The 15,967-nt window shown below is 35.0% G+C and carries 14 protein-coding genes and 1 other RNA gene; 1 reads left to right on the plus strand and 14 read right to left on the minus strand.

The annotated features are described in order from the left end of the window. Nucleotides 1–100 precede the first annotated feature (100 nt). The 9 genes from RWM24_RS07170 to RWM24_RS07210 all read right to left on the minus strand — a co-directional run bounded on the left by RWM24_RS07170 (nt 101) and on the right by RWM24_RS07210 (nt 9,334). The gene (locus tag RWM24_RS07170) at nt 101–1,252 is read right to left on the minus strand and encodes an iron-containing alcohol dehydrogenase (protein ID WP_314112919.1); all 1,152 of its coding nucleotides are present in this window, start codon (nt 1,250–1,252) and stop codon (nt 101–103) included. 51 nt (nt 1,253–1,303) lie between these two features. Next, nucleotides 1,304–1,726 carry an RbsD/FucU domain-containing protein gene (locus RWM24_RS07175; RefSeq protein ID WP_314112920.1) on the minus strand — a complete coding sequence of 141 codons (423 nt, stop codon included), beginning with the start codon at nt 1,724–1,726 and terminating at the stop codon, nt 1,304–1,306. After that, a complete protein-coding gene (locus RWM24_RS07180) occupies nt 1,720–3,210 on the minus strand; it encodes a rhamnulokinase family protein (RefSeq protein ID WP_314112922.1) in 1,491 nt (496 codons plus the stop codon). The genes RWM24_RS07175 and RWM24_RS07180 overlap by 7 nt, the downstream gene beginning before the upstream one ends. A 25-nt stretch (nt 3,211–3,235) precedes the next feature. Continuing rightward, nucleotides 3,236–4,315 (minus strand): ABC transporter substrate-binding protein, encoded by a 1,080-nt coding sequence (locus RWM24_RS07185; RefSeq protein ID WP_314112924.1) that lies wholly within the window; start codon nt 4,313–4,315, stop codon nt 3,236–3,238. A gap of 74 nt (nt 4,316–4,389) precedes the next feature. Further along, nucleotides 4,390–5,373, minus strand: coding sequence for an ABC transporter permease (locus RWM24_RS07190; protein ID WP_314112926.1), 984 nt, complete (start codon nt 5,371–5,373; stop codon nt 4,390–4,392). 18 nt (nt 5,374–5,391) lie between these two features. Continuing rightward, the gene (locus RWM24_RS07195) at nt 5,392–6,888 is read right to left on the minus strand and encodes a sugar ABC transporter ATP-binding protein (protein ID WP_314112928.1); all 1,497 of its coding nucleotides are present in this window, start codon (nt 6,886–6,888) and stop codon (nt 5,392–5,394) included. Continuing rightward, on the minus strand, nt 6,881–7,252 hold the full coding sequence (locus RWM24_RS07200; protein WP_314112930.1) for a PTS lactose/cellobiose transporter subunit IIA: 372 nt from the start codon (nt 7,250–7,252) through the stop codon (nt 6,881–6,883). The genes RWM24_RS07195 and RWM24_RS07200 overlap by 8 nt, the downstream gene beginning before the upstream one ends. A 4-nt stretch (nt 7,253–7,256) precedes the next feature. Then, nucleotides 7,257–7,553 carry a PTS sugar transporter subunit IIB gene (locus tag RWM24_RS07205; RefSeq protein WP_314112932.1) on the minus strand — a complete coding sequence of 99 codons (297 nt, stop codon included), beginning with the start codon at nt 7,551–7,553 and terminating at the stop codon, nt 7,257–7,259. A gap of 14 nt (nt 7,554–7,567) precedes the next feature. After that, nucleotides 7,568–9,334 carry an L-fucose isomerase gene (locus tag RWM24_RS07210; protein ID WP_314112933.1) on the minus strand — a complete coding sequence of 589 codons (1,767 nt, stop codon included), beginning with the start codon at nt 9,332–9,334 and terminating at the stop codon, nt 7,568–7,570. A gap of 443 nt (nt 9,335–9,777) precedes the next feature. Here RWM24_RS07210 and RWM24_RS07215 point away from each other — a divergent pair, with 443 nt between their 5' ends. Beyond that, nucleotides 9,778–10,512, plus strand: coding sequence for a DeoR/GlpR family DNA-binding transcription regulator (locus RWM24_RS07215; RefSeq protein WP_314112944.1), 735 nt, complete (start codon nt 9,778–9,780; stop codon nt 10,510–10,512). A 256-nt stretch (nt 10,513–10,768) separates the two neighbouring features. Here the strand turns inward: RWM24_RS07215 and recR are convergent, their stop codons facing one another. The 5 genes from recR to ffs form a co-directional block, all read right to left on the minus strand. Beyond that, entirely contained in the window at nt 10,769–11,365 is a 597-nt protein-coding gene (gene recR / locus RWM24_RS07220) for a recombination mediator RecR (RefSeq protein ID WP_314112935.1), read from the minus strand. A gap of 17 nt (nt 11,366–11,382) precedes the next feature. Continuing rightward, nucleotides 11,383–11,700, minus strand: a complete 318-nt coding sequence (locus RWM24_RS07225; protein WP_006703354.1) for a YbaB/EbfC family nucleoid-associated protein — start codon at nt 11,698–11,700, stop codon at nt 11,383–11,385. Nucleotides 11,701–11,712: 12 nt separating this feature from the next. Continuing rightward, entirely contained in the window at nt 11,713–13,431 is a 1,719-nt protein-coding gene (gene dnaX / locus RWM24_RS07230; RefSeq protein WP_314112937.1) for a DNA polymerase III subunit gamma/tau, read from the minus strand. A 100-nt stretch (nt 13,432–13,531) separates the two neighbouring features. Further along, nucleotides 13,532–15,676 (minus strand): UvrD-helicase domain-containing protein, encoded by a 2,145-nt coding sequence (locus RWM24_RS07235; RefSeq protein ID WP_314112938.1) that lies wholly within the window; start codon nt 15,674–15,676, stop codon nt 13,532–13,534. A 73-nt stretch (nt 15,677–15,749) separates the two neighbouring features. Continuing rightward, nucleotides 15,750–15,849, minus strand: an RNA gene (gene ffs, locus RWM24_RS07240) — signal recognition particle sRNA small type. Nucleotides 15,850–15,967 lie beyond the last annotated feature (118 nt).

Raw genomic sequence — 15,967 nt, forward strand, 5'->3', positions numbered from 1 at the left:
GCATCATAAAATCCCGTCAGAATCAAAAACTGACGGGATTTATTTCTACTAAAAAATGCCCCTATGATAAGGGACATCAAAATTTAAAACTTATTAATCATTAGAATAATTCTTTATAGAAAGCAATTGTTTCTTCTAATGTTGGCATGAATGGGTTACCAGGTGCACAAGCATCAATTAACGCATTCTTAGATAGATATTCGAAATCAAAGTCTTTTTCTTCAATGCCTAATTCAGTTAATTTCTTAGGAATACCTACAGTTTCAGATAATGTTTCGATTTCTTTAATTGCATAAGCTGCACATTCTTCATCTGATTTACCTGCTGGATCTAATCCTAAAGCTTTAGCTACATCACGGAATGCTGCAGGAACACGTTTTGCATTTTCACGTTCAATAACTGGTAATAACATTGCACAACATACACCGTGTGGTAATTTGTAAACAGCACCTAATTGGTGAGCCATTGAGTGAACATAACCTAAACCAGCGTTGTTGAATGACATACCACCTAAGAAGATTGCATTTACCATGCCTTCACGAGCTTCGATATCGTGACCGTCTTTTACTGCACGTGGTAAATATTCTTTAATTAATTCAATTGCACCAATTGATAATTTTTTAGTTACTCCATAAGCACCTGGTGTTACTAATGCTTCAACTGCGTGAGTTAAAGCATCCATACCTGTTGCTGCAGTTAATGGAGCTGGTTTAGAAACCATTAATTCTGGGTCATTAACTGAAATTAATGCTAAACTATTTTTATCAACCATTACCATTTTAACTTTACGTTCTTCATCAGTGATAACGTAGTTAATTGTAATTTCTGCTGAAGTACCTGCTGTAGTGTTGATTGCTACTACTGGTAAACCTTTTTTAGCTGATTTGTGTAATCCTTCATAATCTTGAGGTTGTCCACCATTTGTTGCGATAACTGAAATACAGCTTGCAGCATCTTGTGGAGATCCACCACCTAAACTAATAATGAAGTCACAGTTGTTTTCTTTTAATGCGCTAACACCGTCTGTTACGTTTTTACAAGTTGGGTTAGGTTCTACATCTGAGAATACAACATAATCAATTCCTGCTTCATCTAAAGGTTTTGTAACTTTAGGAAGAATTTCACTTGATTCGATAAATTTATCCGTTACTAATAAAGCTTTATTATAACCTAGGTCTTTTACATAAGAACCAATTTCGTTTACTACTCCTCTTCCGATTAAGTTAATTGCTGGTACATAAAATGTTGACATAATGTTTCTCCCCTTAAAATTTGTTTAAATTTATTTTTAATATAATAGTGCTTATAAAACACCTTTTTTTAGAATGATATTGCCATATAGAGCACTTTCTCCCGTTTGAATCACTAGATAAGCTTTTTCAGCTTGATCATAAAATTCAAAACGTTCAAATTCTTTAATCGCTGCACCTGGATGACTTTCTTCTAATATTTTTTTATATTCGTCCCAAATTACTGGAACTGTTGTATCTCCCGGCACTACTTGCATTAGTCCTGCTTGATATGAACTATATGTGTCTAAAGGTAATAATTGTAGAATCGCTTCTAGCGCTACTGGTACCCCATGTCCATCCATACGAACAACACGTTGCCCAATGCGGTGAGCTGGAAAATTTGCATCTGCGATTACCAGCTCATCACCATGACCCATTTCCATTAAATATGCCACTAAATCAGGACTCAAAATTTTAGGAATTTGTTTTAACATGATGAAATTCCTTTCTTAATTTGTTTGAATTTTTGTTGAATATTGGCAAACTGCTCAACTGGTTGTGGTTCATATCGAGTCACAACTTCAGAAGCTTTAATAAGATTTTCAGCTTCTTGGCGTGAATGAATTACTTCTAGTGTCAATAATTGGGAAAGAATATTTCCTAATGCACTTGCTTCCACTGGTCCTGTAATAACAAGACGATTTGTGAAGTTAGCAGTAATTTGACACAATAGTTTATTTTGGATTCCTCCGCCTACCATTTGTACAGTTGTCATTTCTTGTTTTGTCAAGTCTTCTAACTGCTCAATTGTTTCTAAATAAGTTAATGCTAAACTTTCAATCACTACTCGAACAATATGTCCTTTTGATTGTGGAACAGATTGACCAGTCACTTTACAAAACTCTTTAATTTTGCTTTCCATATCTCCTGGAGAAGCAAATACTGGATCATTTGGATAAATCCATGTTTGATTATCCGTTACTTTTTCAGCTAATTGTACCATTTCAGTAAAGCTTACTTCTTCACCTTGACTTCTCCAGTCACGTTGTAATTCTTGGATAATCCACATTCCAGTTGTATTTTGAAGTAATCTGTATTTACCATCGAAGCATCCTTCATTTGTTAAGCCTGATTCAAATGCTTCATCTGTAATTACTGGTTGATCTGATTCAATTCCTACTAATGACCAAGTACCACATGAAATAAATACAGTACCTTTTTCATTTTCATAAGGAATTGCTAATACAGCGGCTGCTGTATCATGTCCAGCACCTGCAATCACTTTAAATGGTTCAACTTTCAATTCTTGAACAATTCTTGGTGATAAATCTCTTAATACAGATCCATTTTTAACTGGTTTTGAGAACCATTTGGTTGGAATTTCTAGCTTTTCAAAAATTTCTTCTGAAAAATCTTGTGTAAATACATCTAACAAACCACTCGTACTTGCGATTGTATATTCGTTTGCAAGAACACCCGCTAATAAGTAATTAATTAAATCTGGGATAAACAAAACTCTTTGTACGACTTCTTTTAGCTGTGGTTTTTCTTGTAAATCTGAATAAATTTGTAAAATTGTATTATACGTTGCAGGTTGAACCCCTGTTTTTTTAAATAATTCATTTTTAGAAATTAATTGATAGAACGATTCTTCATAACGTCCCATTCGATTATCTCTGTAACAATGTGGTTGATAAAGTAAATCTCCATTGTGATCTAAGTATGCATAGTCCACTCCCCATGTATCAACAGAAATGGAACGAATCGGAATAGAATCATTTGAAGCTTTTTTAATTCCTTGTTTGATTTCACCAAATAAGTGTAACAAATTCCAATACAATCCATCGTTAAGATTCACCGGCTCATTTTTGAACCGATGAACCTCTGATAACTGGAGGGAGCTACCATTATAAATGGCTTGCATGACACGACCTGAACTTGCACCTAAATCAATAGCTAACACTTTCATTGAGTCCATGCTAATTCCTCCATAAATTTAAATTTTATTCATATAATAATGCTTTGATTTCTTCTTTGTCGATGTTTGAAGCATCATACCATTTAGAACCTGTATCTACGTCTTTAACTGTTTCACCTTTTGCTGAAGCAATAGCTAATTTAACAGCTTGGTAACCAATTTGAACTGGGTCTTGAGTAACAGAACCTACAAATACACCTTTACGGATAGCATCTTGTTGTAATGCACCTGAGTCAAAACCAACAGCTAAGATTTTATCTTTACCTAATTTAGATTCTTTGAAACCACCGTTTGCGTTGATGATTGCTTTAGCAGCAAATTCATTTGAACCATAAACTGCGATAGTATCTTCTTTTTCTAATACTGTTGAAGCTTCTGTTTTACCAGCAGCATCGTCTACTTGTGCAGGAACACGAACTTCAATGACAACTTTAGCATCTGATTCTGAAACATTGTTTTTGAATTTGTCATGTCCAACTACAGCTGTTTTAATACCTTTTTTCTCTAATAATTCAACCATTTTATCAATGAAACCACTTGTTCTTTGAGTGATTGATAGAGAGTTAACTTCTTGAGAAACTACCCCAATACGAGCTTTTTTATCTCCAACTTTGCTTTCTAATAATTTGAATAAGTTTTCTGCAGCATTTCCTCCGGCAGCATGGTTGTCTGTTGAAGCTGTTGCTTTAATAGCTCCTTCTGGTGCACCTGGTACCCCTGAGTCAAACCCGATAATTGGAATATTTTTACTTTGAGCTTGTTTAATTGCATCTAATTCTGCTTCTGTATCTAAAGCTGCTAATGCAATAGCTTTTGGATTTTTGTTGATTGCGTTATTTAATTGTTCTAATTGTTCAGCAATTGCTGTTTCATTTTGTGGTCCTACGAATGTAATTTTAGCACCTAATTCATCTGCTGCTTTTGAAGCACCTTTATTAACTGCTTTCCAAAAGTCATGTTGGAAACCTTTCGCAATTACTTCAACTTTAAAATCTCCACCTTTTGATCCTGATGCTGATCCACCACCTGATTTAGATGAACAGCCTGCTAAAATTGCAGAAGCACAAGCAAAAGTGGCAATTGCAAATTTCAATGATTTTTTCATAAGATTTCTCTCCTTTTATTTATCCTTTATAGGATTTATACTAAAATTTTGAAACACTCAATACTTTATAACGCTTATTTTTTCTTGTTTTGACGGATTAAGATATCAGAGTAAACCGCTACAATTACTACAAATCCTGTAATGAATAATTGATAGTGTGGTTGTAGGTCGATATATGGTAAACCAATCTTCAATACAGACATGATGAATACCCCAATAATTGTACCAATTACTGAACCAACACCACCGGCTAATGAAGTACCACCGACTACTACCCCTGCGATTGCATCAAGTTCCATACCGTTACCAGTACCAGGAAGAATTGTTGAATATGTTGCTGCATATGCGATACCAGCTAAACCTGCTAATAATCCACTAATAACATAAGCTGTACCTTCCCATTTGATAACATTTACCCCAGAAAGTCTTGTTGCTTCTTTGTTAGAACCAATTGCAAAAATATAACGACCAACTTTTGTTTTATTTAATACAACTGCTGCTAAAAGTGCTACCACAATCAGTACAATTAAACCTGTTGGAAGATTATCTTGCGTTCTGAATAAATCTTTATACCAACCTTCACCAGTTCCACGTAATGGGAAAGTAATACTTTGTACATTAGATACGATTGAACTTAAACCACGTGAAATCATCATTGTACCAAGTGTTGCAATAAATGGTGGTAAACCAAATTTCGCAATTAATACTCCGTTGAATAATCCGAATACACCTCCAATCACTAAAATTGCTAAAAGTGCTAACCATAATGGCCAACCCATTTTTGTATGGAGCACACCACCAGTAATAGCAGCACACATCATTACAGTACCAATAGATAAGTCAATCCCACCAGTAATAATAACAAATGTTACCCCAATAGCTAAGAATCCAATGTAATAAGATGCATCTAAGATGCTCACTGCTGTATCAAATGAACGGAATGATTCACTTGAGATTGCAAAAAATGCGAAAATTACAATCAATGCGATTATTGCGATTAATTTTTGTAGCCCAACTGTTTTTACTAGTTTAGTCCAGATGGAGTTTCTCTCTTCCATATTTATACCCCTCTTCAATTATCGATCTGTAGCTAATGCTAAGATACGTTCTTGTGTTGCTTGACTAATGTCAAGTTCTCCTGTTTTACGTCCTTCACACATAACAACAATACGGTCACTCATACGTAGTATTTCTGTTAATTCTGAAGAAATCATAATGATTGATTTTCCTTGAGCAACTAGCTCGTTCATCAATGTATAAATCTCACTTTTCGCACCAACGTCAATTCCTCGAGTTGGTTCATCAAAGATTAAGATATCACTGTCTTGTTCTAGCCATTTCGCAATAACAACTTTTTGTTGGTTACCACCTGACAAGTTTCGAACTAATTGTTTTGAGGATGGCGTTTTTGTTCTTAATGATTTAACAAATTTATCACTTGCTGTAACAATTTCTGCATCATTGATTAAACCACCATGTACATACTTATCTAAGTTTGTCATTACTGTATTGTTTGCAATTGTCATATCAACAATACATCCATAACGTTTACGGTCTTCTGATAAGTATCCAATACCTTCACGAATAGCATCTTGAGGATTTTTAATATCAACTTCTTTGCCATTAATCTTGATGGTACCGCTATCTTTTTTATCCGCACCGAATAATAAACGCGCTACTTCTGTACGACCTGCACCCATTAAACCAGAGAAGCCTAAGATTTCACCTTTTCTTAATACAAAGCTTACATCTTTTACAGAACTTCCTGCATTTAAATGTTCAACTTCTAAGACTACTGGTGCATCTTCTGGTACTGCTGATGCTGCTTTTGGATCTTCGTAAATTGTACGTCCAACCATCATCGCAATAATTTCGTCTTTAGTTGTATCTTTTGTATTTACCGTACCAACATATTCACCGTCACGCATAACCGTTACTCGGTCAGTGATACGAGCAATTTCGTCCATACGGTGAGAAATATAAGTAATTCCTACACCTTTTTTACGTAAATCATCAATAATTACGAATAATTCATTGATTTCTGATTCTGTTAAAGCTGCTGTTGGTTCATCGAATACGATTACTTTCGCATCCATCGATAACGCTTTTGCAATTTCAACCATTTGTTGTTTCCCAACTGTTAAATGACCCACTTTTTCTTGTGGATTAATATCCAGTTTTAACAAGTTGAATAATTCTTTTGCCTTTTTATTCGCAGCATTATCATCAATAAATAAACCTTGACTAATTTCTTCACGACCGATGAAAATATTTTGTGCTACCGTTAAGTCATTCATCATATTTAACTCTTGGTGAACGATAACAATACCATCATCCATCGCTTCTTTTGGTTTTGAATATTCCACTTGTTTTCCGTTATAGTGAATCGATCCTTCGTTTGGTTTATGAATTCCTGTTAGTACTTTCATTAATGTGGATTTCCCTGCACCGTTTTCACCCATTAGGGCGTGTACTTCTCCAGCTCTTAAATCAAAATCTACACCTTTTAAAGCTTTAACGGGGCCAAAGCTTTTAACGATTCCCTTCATTTCAAGAATAACTGGATTACTCATGCGTTTCACCTACCTGTTCCAGTTTTATAACACGCTCTTGGAGCGCTTTCATTTGTGTTTGTTGTTCAACGACGATTCCTACCATTTCCAAAAGTAGATGACTATTCATAAAATGATCTTGAGCATGAACTGCTAATAATGTTGGAGAACTTGCTTCTCCTTTAATCTCTAATTGAATCATTTCTGTTTGAACATTATGTGCTTCCACTCCTTTAGCCTTTGCTTCATCGAGTAATTCTCTTGCAGATGATAAATCACCTGCAAGAGCACTCTTCATTGATTGCATCGCTAAAGATGTCACTTTACTACTTTTTACTATGAGTTGCATCAATCGTTGTGTATCTGCTTTTTTAGTATCACTCATAAGCTTATCCTAATAACTCAATACCTTGTTTAAGAACTTCTTCTCCGCGCATATTTTCAAAATCTTCATCTGAAATAACTGCAACTGGAATATCAAGATTAGCTTTTGCTTTTGCTTCAAGATATGCTAATTGTGGTGATAATAGTAAAACATCTACATTTTTTAAATTATCAACCCCTGTAATTCCTACAGAGTAGAATGAATAATCTAATTTATCTCGATAAATTACTTCATGAATTCTTTCTACTAACATACTTGTTGTTAATCCGCCAACACAGGCTAAAATAATTGTCTTTGTCATTCTAGTCACCTCTTTTATTTATGAATTGGACCTAATAATTGACAAGTACGGTAATCAGCTGATTCTAAATCTTCTGTTCCGAATAGTGACCAATTTTTCGGTCTGAAAATATCTTCTTCATCCACATTGTGCATATTTACTGGAATACGTAACATAGAAGCTAATGTAATTAAATCTGCACCGATATGTCCGTAAGAAATTGCTCCGTGGTTAGCACCCCAGTTGTTCATTACATCATATACAGACTTGAATGCACCTTTTCCTGTTAAGCGAGGAGCAAACCATGTTGTTGGCCAGCCTGGATCTGTACGGTTATCTAATGTATGGTGAACTTCTTCAGGTAATTCTAATGTGTAACCTTCAGCAATTTGTAATACTGGTCCTACACCTTTTAGTAAGTTTAAGCGAACCATTGTTACAGGCATATTTCCTTTTGTTAAGAAGCGAGTTGAGTAACCGCCACCACGGAAGTATTCTCTGTTTGCTGCTGGGAAGTCAGTATTTTCAAGCATTGCGTCCACTTCATCTTGTGTTAATTCCCAGAATGGTTTCATAACAGCTTCTCCATCACGAGTTGCTTGACCTGTTCCATCTAAAGTACAAGAGCCTGAGTTAATTAAGTGTAAGAATCCATTTTCTGCATGACCTTCTAATTTATGTCCTGTTACACGTTCAACTGCATCTGGACTCCAGTAAGTACGAACGTCTGCGAAAATTTGAGGTGTATTTGTTAATAAGTAGTTGAATAACATTGATACACCATTTAATGCATCATTTTCTGTAGCGAAAATGTATGGACGACGGATACCATTCCAGTCAAATTGTGTATTTAAGAATGTTTCCATAAAGTCCCCATTAGGGAAGTGGTCTGTCCATTGACGTTGACCTTGGAAACCACCTACTAAAGCATAATGACCAACAGCTTCTTCTTCAAAGCCTAGTTCAGCTAAACGTGGGTTACCAACCATTAAGTCACGACCAATCATGAACATTTTGATAACAAATTCCCATTGTTTATCTTTTTCTTCACGACTTAATACTAAGTCTTCACGGTTACGGTCAAAACCTTCTTTAACATTTTCTTTTACCCAAGCTAGGGCACGTTCAAATTCTTCATGATCATAAATTCCACGGTCGATACGACGAGTAAATTCTGTCATATCTACTGATTCATTACGCATTCCTAAATATTCTTGGAAGAAATCAGGGTCTACGATTGAACCACCAATCCCCATTGAAACACTACCCATTGATAAGTAAGCTGTGTCTCTCATCAATCCTGTAGCAAGAGCTGCGCGTGCATAACGTAAAAGTTTTTCTTTTACATCTTCTGGAATTTCTGTAGTTGATGCTTCTTGAACATCTTTACCATAAATACCAAATGCTGGAATTCCTTTTTGTGCATGAGAAGCAAGTACAGCTGCTAAATACACAGCTCCTGGTCTTTCTGTTCCGTTGAATCCCCAAATAGCATGTGGAATATCTGGTGACATATCCATTGTTTCACTACCATAACACCAACATGGAGTTACTGTAATAGTTGCACAAACATTTGATTTTTTGAATAATTCATGTGAAGCTGCTGCTTCTGGTACACGACCAATCGTTGATGGTGAAATTACACATTCAACTGGTTGTCCGTCAGGATATTTCAATGTTGACTCTAATAAAGCTGCTACACTTTTAGCCATATTCATTGTTTGAACTTCTAAAGATTCGCGTACACCTTGACGACGGCCATCAATCGTTGGGCGAATCCCAATACGTGGATGTTGTATCATTTTTGCTTCCTCCTTGTTTTTACCTTTTATTAGTTTCCCTTCTAGATAAATTTAGAGCGAGTCACTAACTTTAATAACTTCCTATCAATTAAAACATTTGCTTCAAGTATTTCCCCCTTCACATTTTATTGATACCTGTTGGCGTTACGATCATGGTAATATCATCGATTCGAAAATAATAAATCCAATTATATAACAACTATTATTAGTTGTTTTTCTTATAGGAAATATCACAAATTCGATTTCAAACTACTTGGTCATCAAATGTCATAATAGTATCATTTATTCCTTGAGTTAATAATACCAACAATAGAAAGCGTATACAATACATGAAAGCGCTATTGATATTTCGCCAAAATATATGTTATAATTTGTTCAAAAGTATTCAAAATTATTCAAAGTGTACTATATCAGGAGGGTTTATTATGGTTTCTTACGAACGAATGTCCAAAATATTAGATATTTTATCGAAAAGAAAAATAATGTCTACAGTACAGTTGGAGTCGCTTATGTTCTGTTCTACTTCAACTTTAAGAAGAGACTTAATCCAATTAGAAAAAGATGGGAAAATTATTCGGACTCATGGAGAGGTAAGACTAGTAACAACAACCAATGTTGAATATACTTATGAGAGTCGTAAACAAGAAGAAACTTCGGGGAAAAAATATATTGCTGAAACAGCTTCTACTTTTTTAACAGATAATCAGTCTATTTTTATTGATAGCTCATCAACAGCTTCAATGCTCGTACCTTATTTAGCGAATTTACAAAATTTACGGGTAATTACTAATGGCTTAGAAATCGCACGGCAACTGAATAATTATGATAATATCACTTTATTTTTCTGTGGCGGTCATATTGATTACGGTACAAATTCTGCATTGGGAGATTTTGCCAACCATTTTATCAATAATTTTCACGCGGATATTTGTTTCATTAGTTGTAGAGGACTCGATCGATTTGGCGCCTATGAAGCAAACCATAATCAAGCTTTACTGAAACAGCAAATGATCGCTAATTCAGATCTCACTGTATTATTAGCTGATTCGTCAAAATTTAATACAAGTCACTATTTTAAATTAGCCAATTACAATGTGATTGATTATATTATTACAAATGACATCCCTATCGATTCATTCCAAGATACAGTAAACGAACAATGCGAAATTCTTTGCTAATTTCTATTATATATAAGTTATAAACATAGACCTTTTTTGTATGTTGCTCTTCAACTACAGAAAAGGATTTTTTAGTTACAATCAAAAAAAGACTTCCCATAGTAGCACTAGCCCCATAAGCAGCAAATGCTGCTTATGAGATAGGGAAATTCGAGACCTTAGGCTCGAATTTTAGCAATGAGACTCGCTTTTGCGAGGCTGCTTGCGTCCTCCTGCTACTATAATAGGGAAGTCTATTCGTATCTATATAACATTTTTACAGCTCTCTTCGTCCTTCAATTGCTTTGAATAAAGTCATTTCATCTGCATATTCAATATCACTACCAACTGCAAGACCATGCGCTAAACGCGTCACTTTAATTCCAGCTGGTTTAATTAAACGAGATAAATACATCGCTGTTGCTTCACCTTCTGCAGTAGCATTCGTCGCAATAATTACTTCTTCTACAGTAGGATTTTGAAGACGCTGAATGAGAGAAGCCACATTAATATCATCAGGTCCAGTTCCTTCCATCGGAGAAAGAACACCATGAAGAACATGGTACAAACCTTTATATTCCTTCATTCTCTCTAAACTCATCACATCTCGACTATCTTCAACGACTAATATTTTCGTTCTATCTCTAGAAGCATCTTGGCAAATCTCACATGGATCTTCTTGCGTAATATTTCCACAAACAGAACACATCGTTAAATCTCGTTTACAACTAATGAGTGCATTGGCAAAATTCATTACTTCTTCTTCCGGCATTTCCATGCTAAAAAAAGCAAGACGAGCTGCTGTTTTTGCCCCGATTCCAGGCAGTTTCATATAACTATCCATTAATCGAGCAATTGGTTCTGGATATTGCATCCTCTCACCTCAACTCATTAAAATCCAGGGATATTTAATCCTCTAGTAAATTGTCCCATTGTTTGTTCATTTGCTTTTTCAGCTTGTTCTAACGCACGATTGGTTGCCATTAATACTAAGTCTTGTAATAATTCAACATCATCTCCATCAACAGCTTCTGGTTTAATTGATACAGAAAGTACTTGACGTTTTCCATTCACTGTCACTTGCACTAAATCACTTTGAGAGCTCCCTACATATTCTGTTTGGTTTAACTCCTCTTGAGCTTGTGCCATTTGTTTTTGTAATTTTTGCATTTGTTTCATCATGCCTTGCATATTTCCCATTCCACGCATGTTGATTCCTCCTTAATGGTTTTCTGTTTCTTCTGAAATATGAACAATTTCTTCTCCAAACAAATCAATTGTATTTTGAACTAATTGTTCCACTTCGTTTTTTTCTTCTTCATCAGTCGGTTGCTCTTCCATTTCTGTGGCATGAGTCACACCTTCTGCTTCTTGTTTTTCTTTCTTATCTCGTAAATAATCTTGTCGAATTTGTGCCCATTGTTCACCTGTTACACTGACAAAATTTCCTGGATACTGCGCTAGTGTTTGGCAATGACGAGCAATATCTTCATGAAGTTCTACACTTTCCTGTGCTCTTTGGCATAAAATTTCATAATCAAATTTTAAGACAAAGCCATTTGGACTGGCAGCTACAGGTTCGCTTGCTTTCAATAACGCCCTTTGAGTAGTCGAAAGCATTTGTAATAAATCTCCCCACAATTCTCGAATAAAAATTAAATCTTTACGAGTTGCAGCATCAAGCACTTTATAAACTTCACCAATATTTGGTTTATACGTACTTGCTTTTGCTTGTGGAGTTGATACTTTTTTAGGGGTTACTACACCTTGTCCTTGTAATAATTGAGACATCTGTTGTTGTAAACTTTGTAATTGTTGTTCTAAATGTGAGACATATTCCTGATTAGCTGGGGCTGCTTGCCCGGCTACCGCTACTACTGGTTGCGCCATTTTAATCGTAAAGACTTCTAGGCTAATCGTTGGTTTTGTCGTAAATCTCATTTCTTGTTGCGTTTGATTTAAAGCATCCATAAAGCGATATAAAAAGGCTTCTTCGACTTCTTTTGCAAATGCTATAAAAGTTTCACTTCTACCAATCATATCTCCTATTTGTTTCGCTACTAATAAGTCTCTAGAAAATTCTAGCCATTCTTCAATTAAACGAGACGCTTCTTTTCCTAGCAATAATAAGTCTTGCAACTGTAATAAAGCTGCTTGTGCTTGTTGCTGAGTCAATAATCGAACAAATTCAATCATTAAATCATCTGTTAAACTTCCAGAAACTTGAATCGCTTGCTCAAAACTCACTTTGTCATCACTAAATGAAATGACTTGATCTAATAAACTTAACGCATCACGCATTCCACCATTGGCACAACGAGCAATAACACTTAGCGCTTCTTCTTCATACGCAATCTCTTCTTGTTCTAAAATATAACGAAGTCTTTGAATAATTTCATCATTCGTAATTCTTCTAAAATCAAATCGCTGTGTTCTTGAAATAATCGTTGCTGGAATTTTATGCGGTTCAGTTGTTGCTAGTATAAAGATGACATTTTTAGGTGGTTCCTCCAATGTTTTTAATAAAGCATTGAATGCTCCCGTCGATAACATATGCACTTCATCGATTATATAAACTTTATACATTGCTTGAGTTGGAGCATAACGAGCTTTATCTCGAATATCACGAATTTCTTCTACCCCATTATTACTCGCCGCATCGATTTCAATAACGTCCCCAATGGTTCCTTCTGTAATGCCTTTACATAATAAACAGTCGTTACAAGGTTCTCCATCGTGAGGATTTAAACAGTTAATTGCTTTCGCAAATATTTTCGCAGCACTTGTCTTCCCAGTTCCTCTTGGACCTGTAAATAAATACGCATGACTTGTTTTATGATGGATAATTGCATTTTTCAATGTTTTCGTAACTGCAGTTTGTCCTACCATATCTTCAAATTTTTGTGGTCGCCATTTTCGGTATAACGCTTGATAAGCCATCGGTCTTCTCCTTTTGACTTTATACTAAGAAAACACAACGCTACAATTGTAGGTTATGTTTTCTATCCTTTACTATTTTACATTTTTTTATGCGATTTGACTACCGGAATGTTCCAAAAACAGACATTGGTGCTTTAGAGTTTGCAATAAAACTTGTCACCTCTGGAGTCGTTAAAATATTCAAGCGATGTTTTGCACGAGTACAAGTTGTATAGAACATAAAACGTTCTTTCATCGTTGCATAGCGTTCTTTCGTAGCTTGCCAAACAAACACTTGGTCAAACTCCAGTCCTTTAGCAACTTCAATCGTCGTCACTACTAATCGACTACCTAATGATTCACTTGTATCTTCTAATAATTCAGCATCATACTCGACTAACTCTTTTTGTAAAGCTTTTGCTTCATCCATTGTACGACAGAAAATAGCATTTGTATGATAACATTCAGGAGTTTCTTCGACTAATTTCTTCAAGCGTTCAATGGAAGGTTCTTCATCGACAAATACTCCAACTTCTTCACCCGTACGAGGGAAGACATTTTTGTCTAATTCCCAACCTAAGATACCATTGGCAAAACGAGTAATTTGCGCCGTACAACGGTAACTAATTTCTAATGAACGATGCTCTAATACACGTTCTTTGAAGAAGGCTGCTACTAATTCTGGATGACGTTCTTCTAATGAGAAAATCGTTGTAGCTGTTGAAAATGATTGGAATGTATCTCCTACTACAGTGAATTTCGCACGGAAATAATAATTTGATAAAGCTGCCATAAATAATAATGACACATCTTGAACTTCATCAATAAATAAGTGAGTATAACCTTGATAATCACGAATTGGAGCAATCATTGTTGCTACATAAAGTAACACCCTTACTCCTTCAGCTGTTACTTGAAGACGTCCTTCACCTGTATCTTTTAAAGGCAATTGAGCATTATCTACTTTCCCTAATTCTTCTCTACGTTGTTTAGCTAGCGGCATCCAGTCTTGTAAATGTTTCGCAATATTTACAAAAGCAAACATTTCTACTTGTTGTTCTGCTTCGAATGCTTGTTTTTCAAACACTCGTTGTCCAAGCATTTGATAATATTCTGTTTCACTATTAAATTCTTCATTTTTCATCAACACTTCAATTTGCATTGGTGACATATCTTCATAGACACGTTTAGCAACATCAGAAACATAGAAACGATTTAAACGACGTTTTAAGTTCTTTTCTAACACTTCCTGAATTTGTACTAATTGTTGATATAATGTCAATTTAGAATTCACTTGTTCAATGATTTTTTGATAATCTTTTTCACCAAAAATTCTAAATCCTTTAATTGAAATCGGACGAAAATGTAAATTCGCTACTGATAAAGCAGGCAATTGTTCTGCGATAAGAGCCGCCCACTCACTATCTGTTAAATAGGCTTTTCTAATTTTTGTTGGTACTAAAGTAGTTGTTTTGTTTAAGAAAAATTTCTTAAACAATTCTATTGTATGCTGCGCTAATGTTTGCTGATATAATTCACTTCCAGTCAAACTTGGAATAACGTGTGAAATATATTTGGCAAATAATTGATTACGTGATAATAACAACATATCATTATGATTTTGATCTTTTGATTGATACATCAAATATGCAATACGTTGTAATAAAATCGTTGTTTTTCCACTACCTGCACAACCATTAACGATTAACCAGTCTTTTTGTTTATGACGAATAATTTCATTTTGTTCCTTTTGAATCGTTGCTGTAATTCCTTCTAAATGTCCATCACGATTCGTAGGCGCACTTAATGTTTCCATTAATAATGATTCTTCATTTTCTACATCATAAACCGATTGAATTTTCCCTTTTTTAATCACAATATCACGTTTTAAAAAGGCTTGACCATGTTGAATTCCTGAAGGTGTTTGATACGTTAAATCGCCCAAAGTTCCCTCATAAAATAAACTTGCAATCGGCGCTCGCCAATCATAAACTTGTACTTGTTTTTCTTCATCAAAAAATGTAGATGAACCGATATACATTTTTTCCACTTCTGGTTCACCTTCAAATTGCACATCAATTCTTCCAAAATAAGGAGATTCTTTTTGTTCTTCTAATTGATGAATTGAAAAGTCAATGAAATCTTGACGTTGTTGATCTAAGTGTTCCTCTGTTAATCTTAATTTTTCAGATTGTATTTTTGCATCAAATTTCGATTGAACTTCTACTAAGTGCTTTTCTTCCTCTTTGAATCCTTTGTTTTTCACTAGAGAGCTCCTCCATCTATCCCAAAATACTTGCTTATAAAAACAGGCTGGAACGCTAGCCCCAGCCTGTAAATTCTTCTATGTACATACAGCACATAACGAACAATACTTATAGCTGCTTCCTTCCGGACCTGACTCGATTCATATGTTCGCTATTGCCATATGGCCTAACGGCAGATACTATTATACTCTATTTCCTATTTTTTTGCAACATCTTTTTTGTGAGAATCATTTACGTGTCAAACACAAGTGATAATGTCTCAATTAAACACAAGTAAAAATGTCCCAAAT

Source organism: uncultured Granulicatella sp. (assembly GCF_963516875.1).
Lineage (GTDB): Bacteria > Bacillota > Bacilli > Lactobacillales > Aerococcaceae > Granulicatella.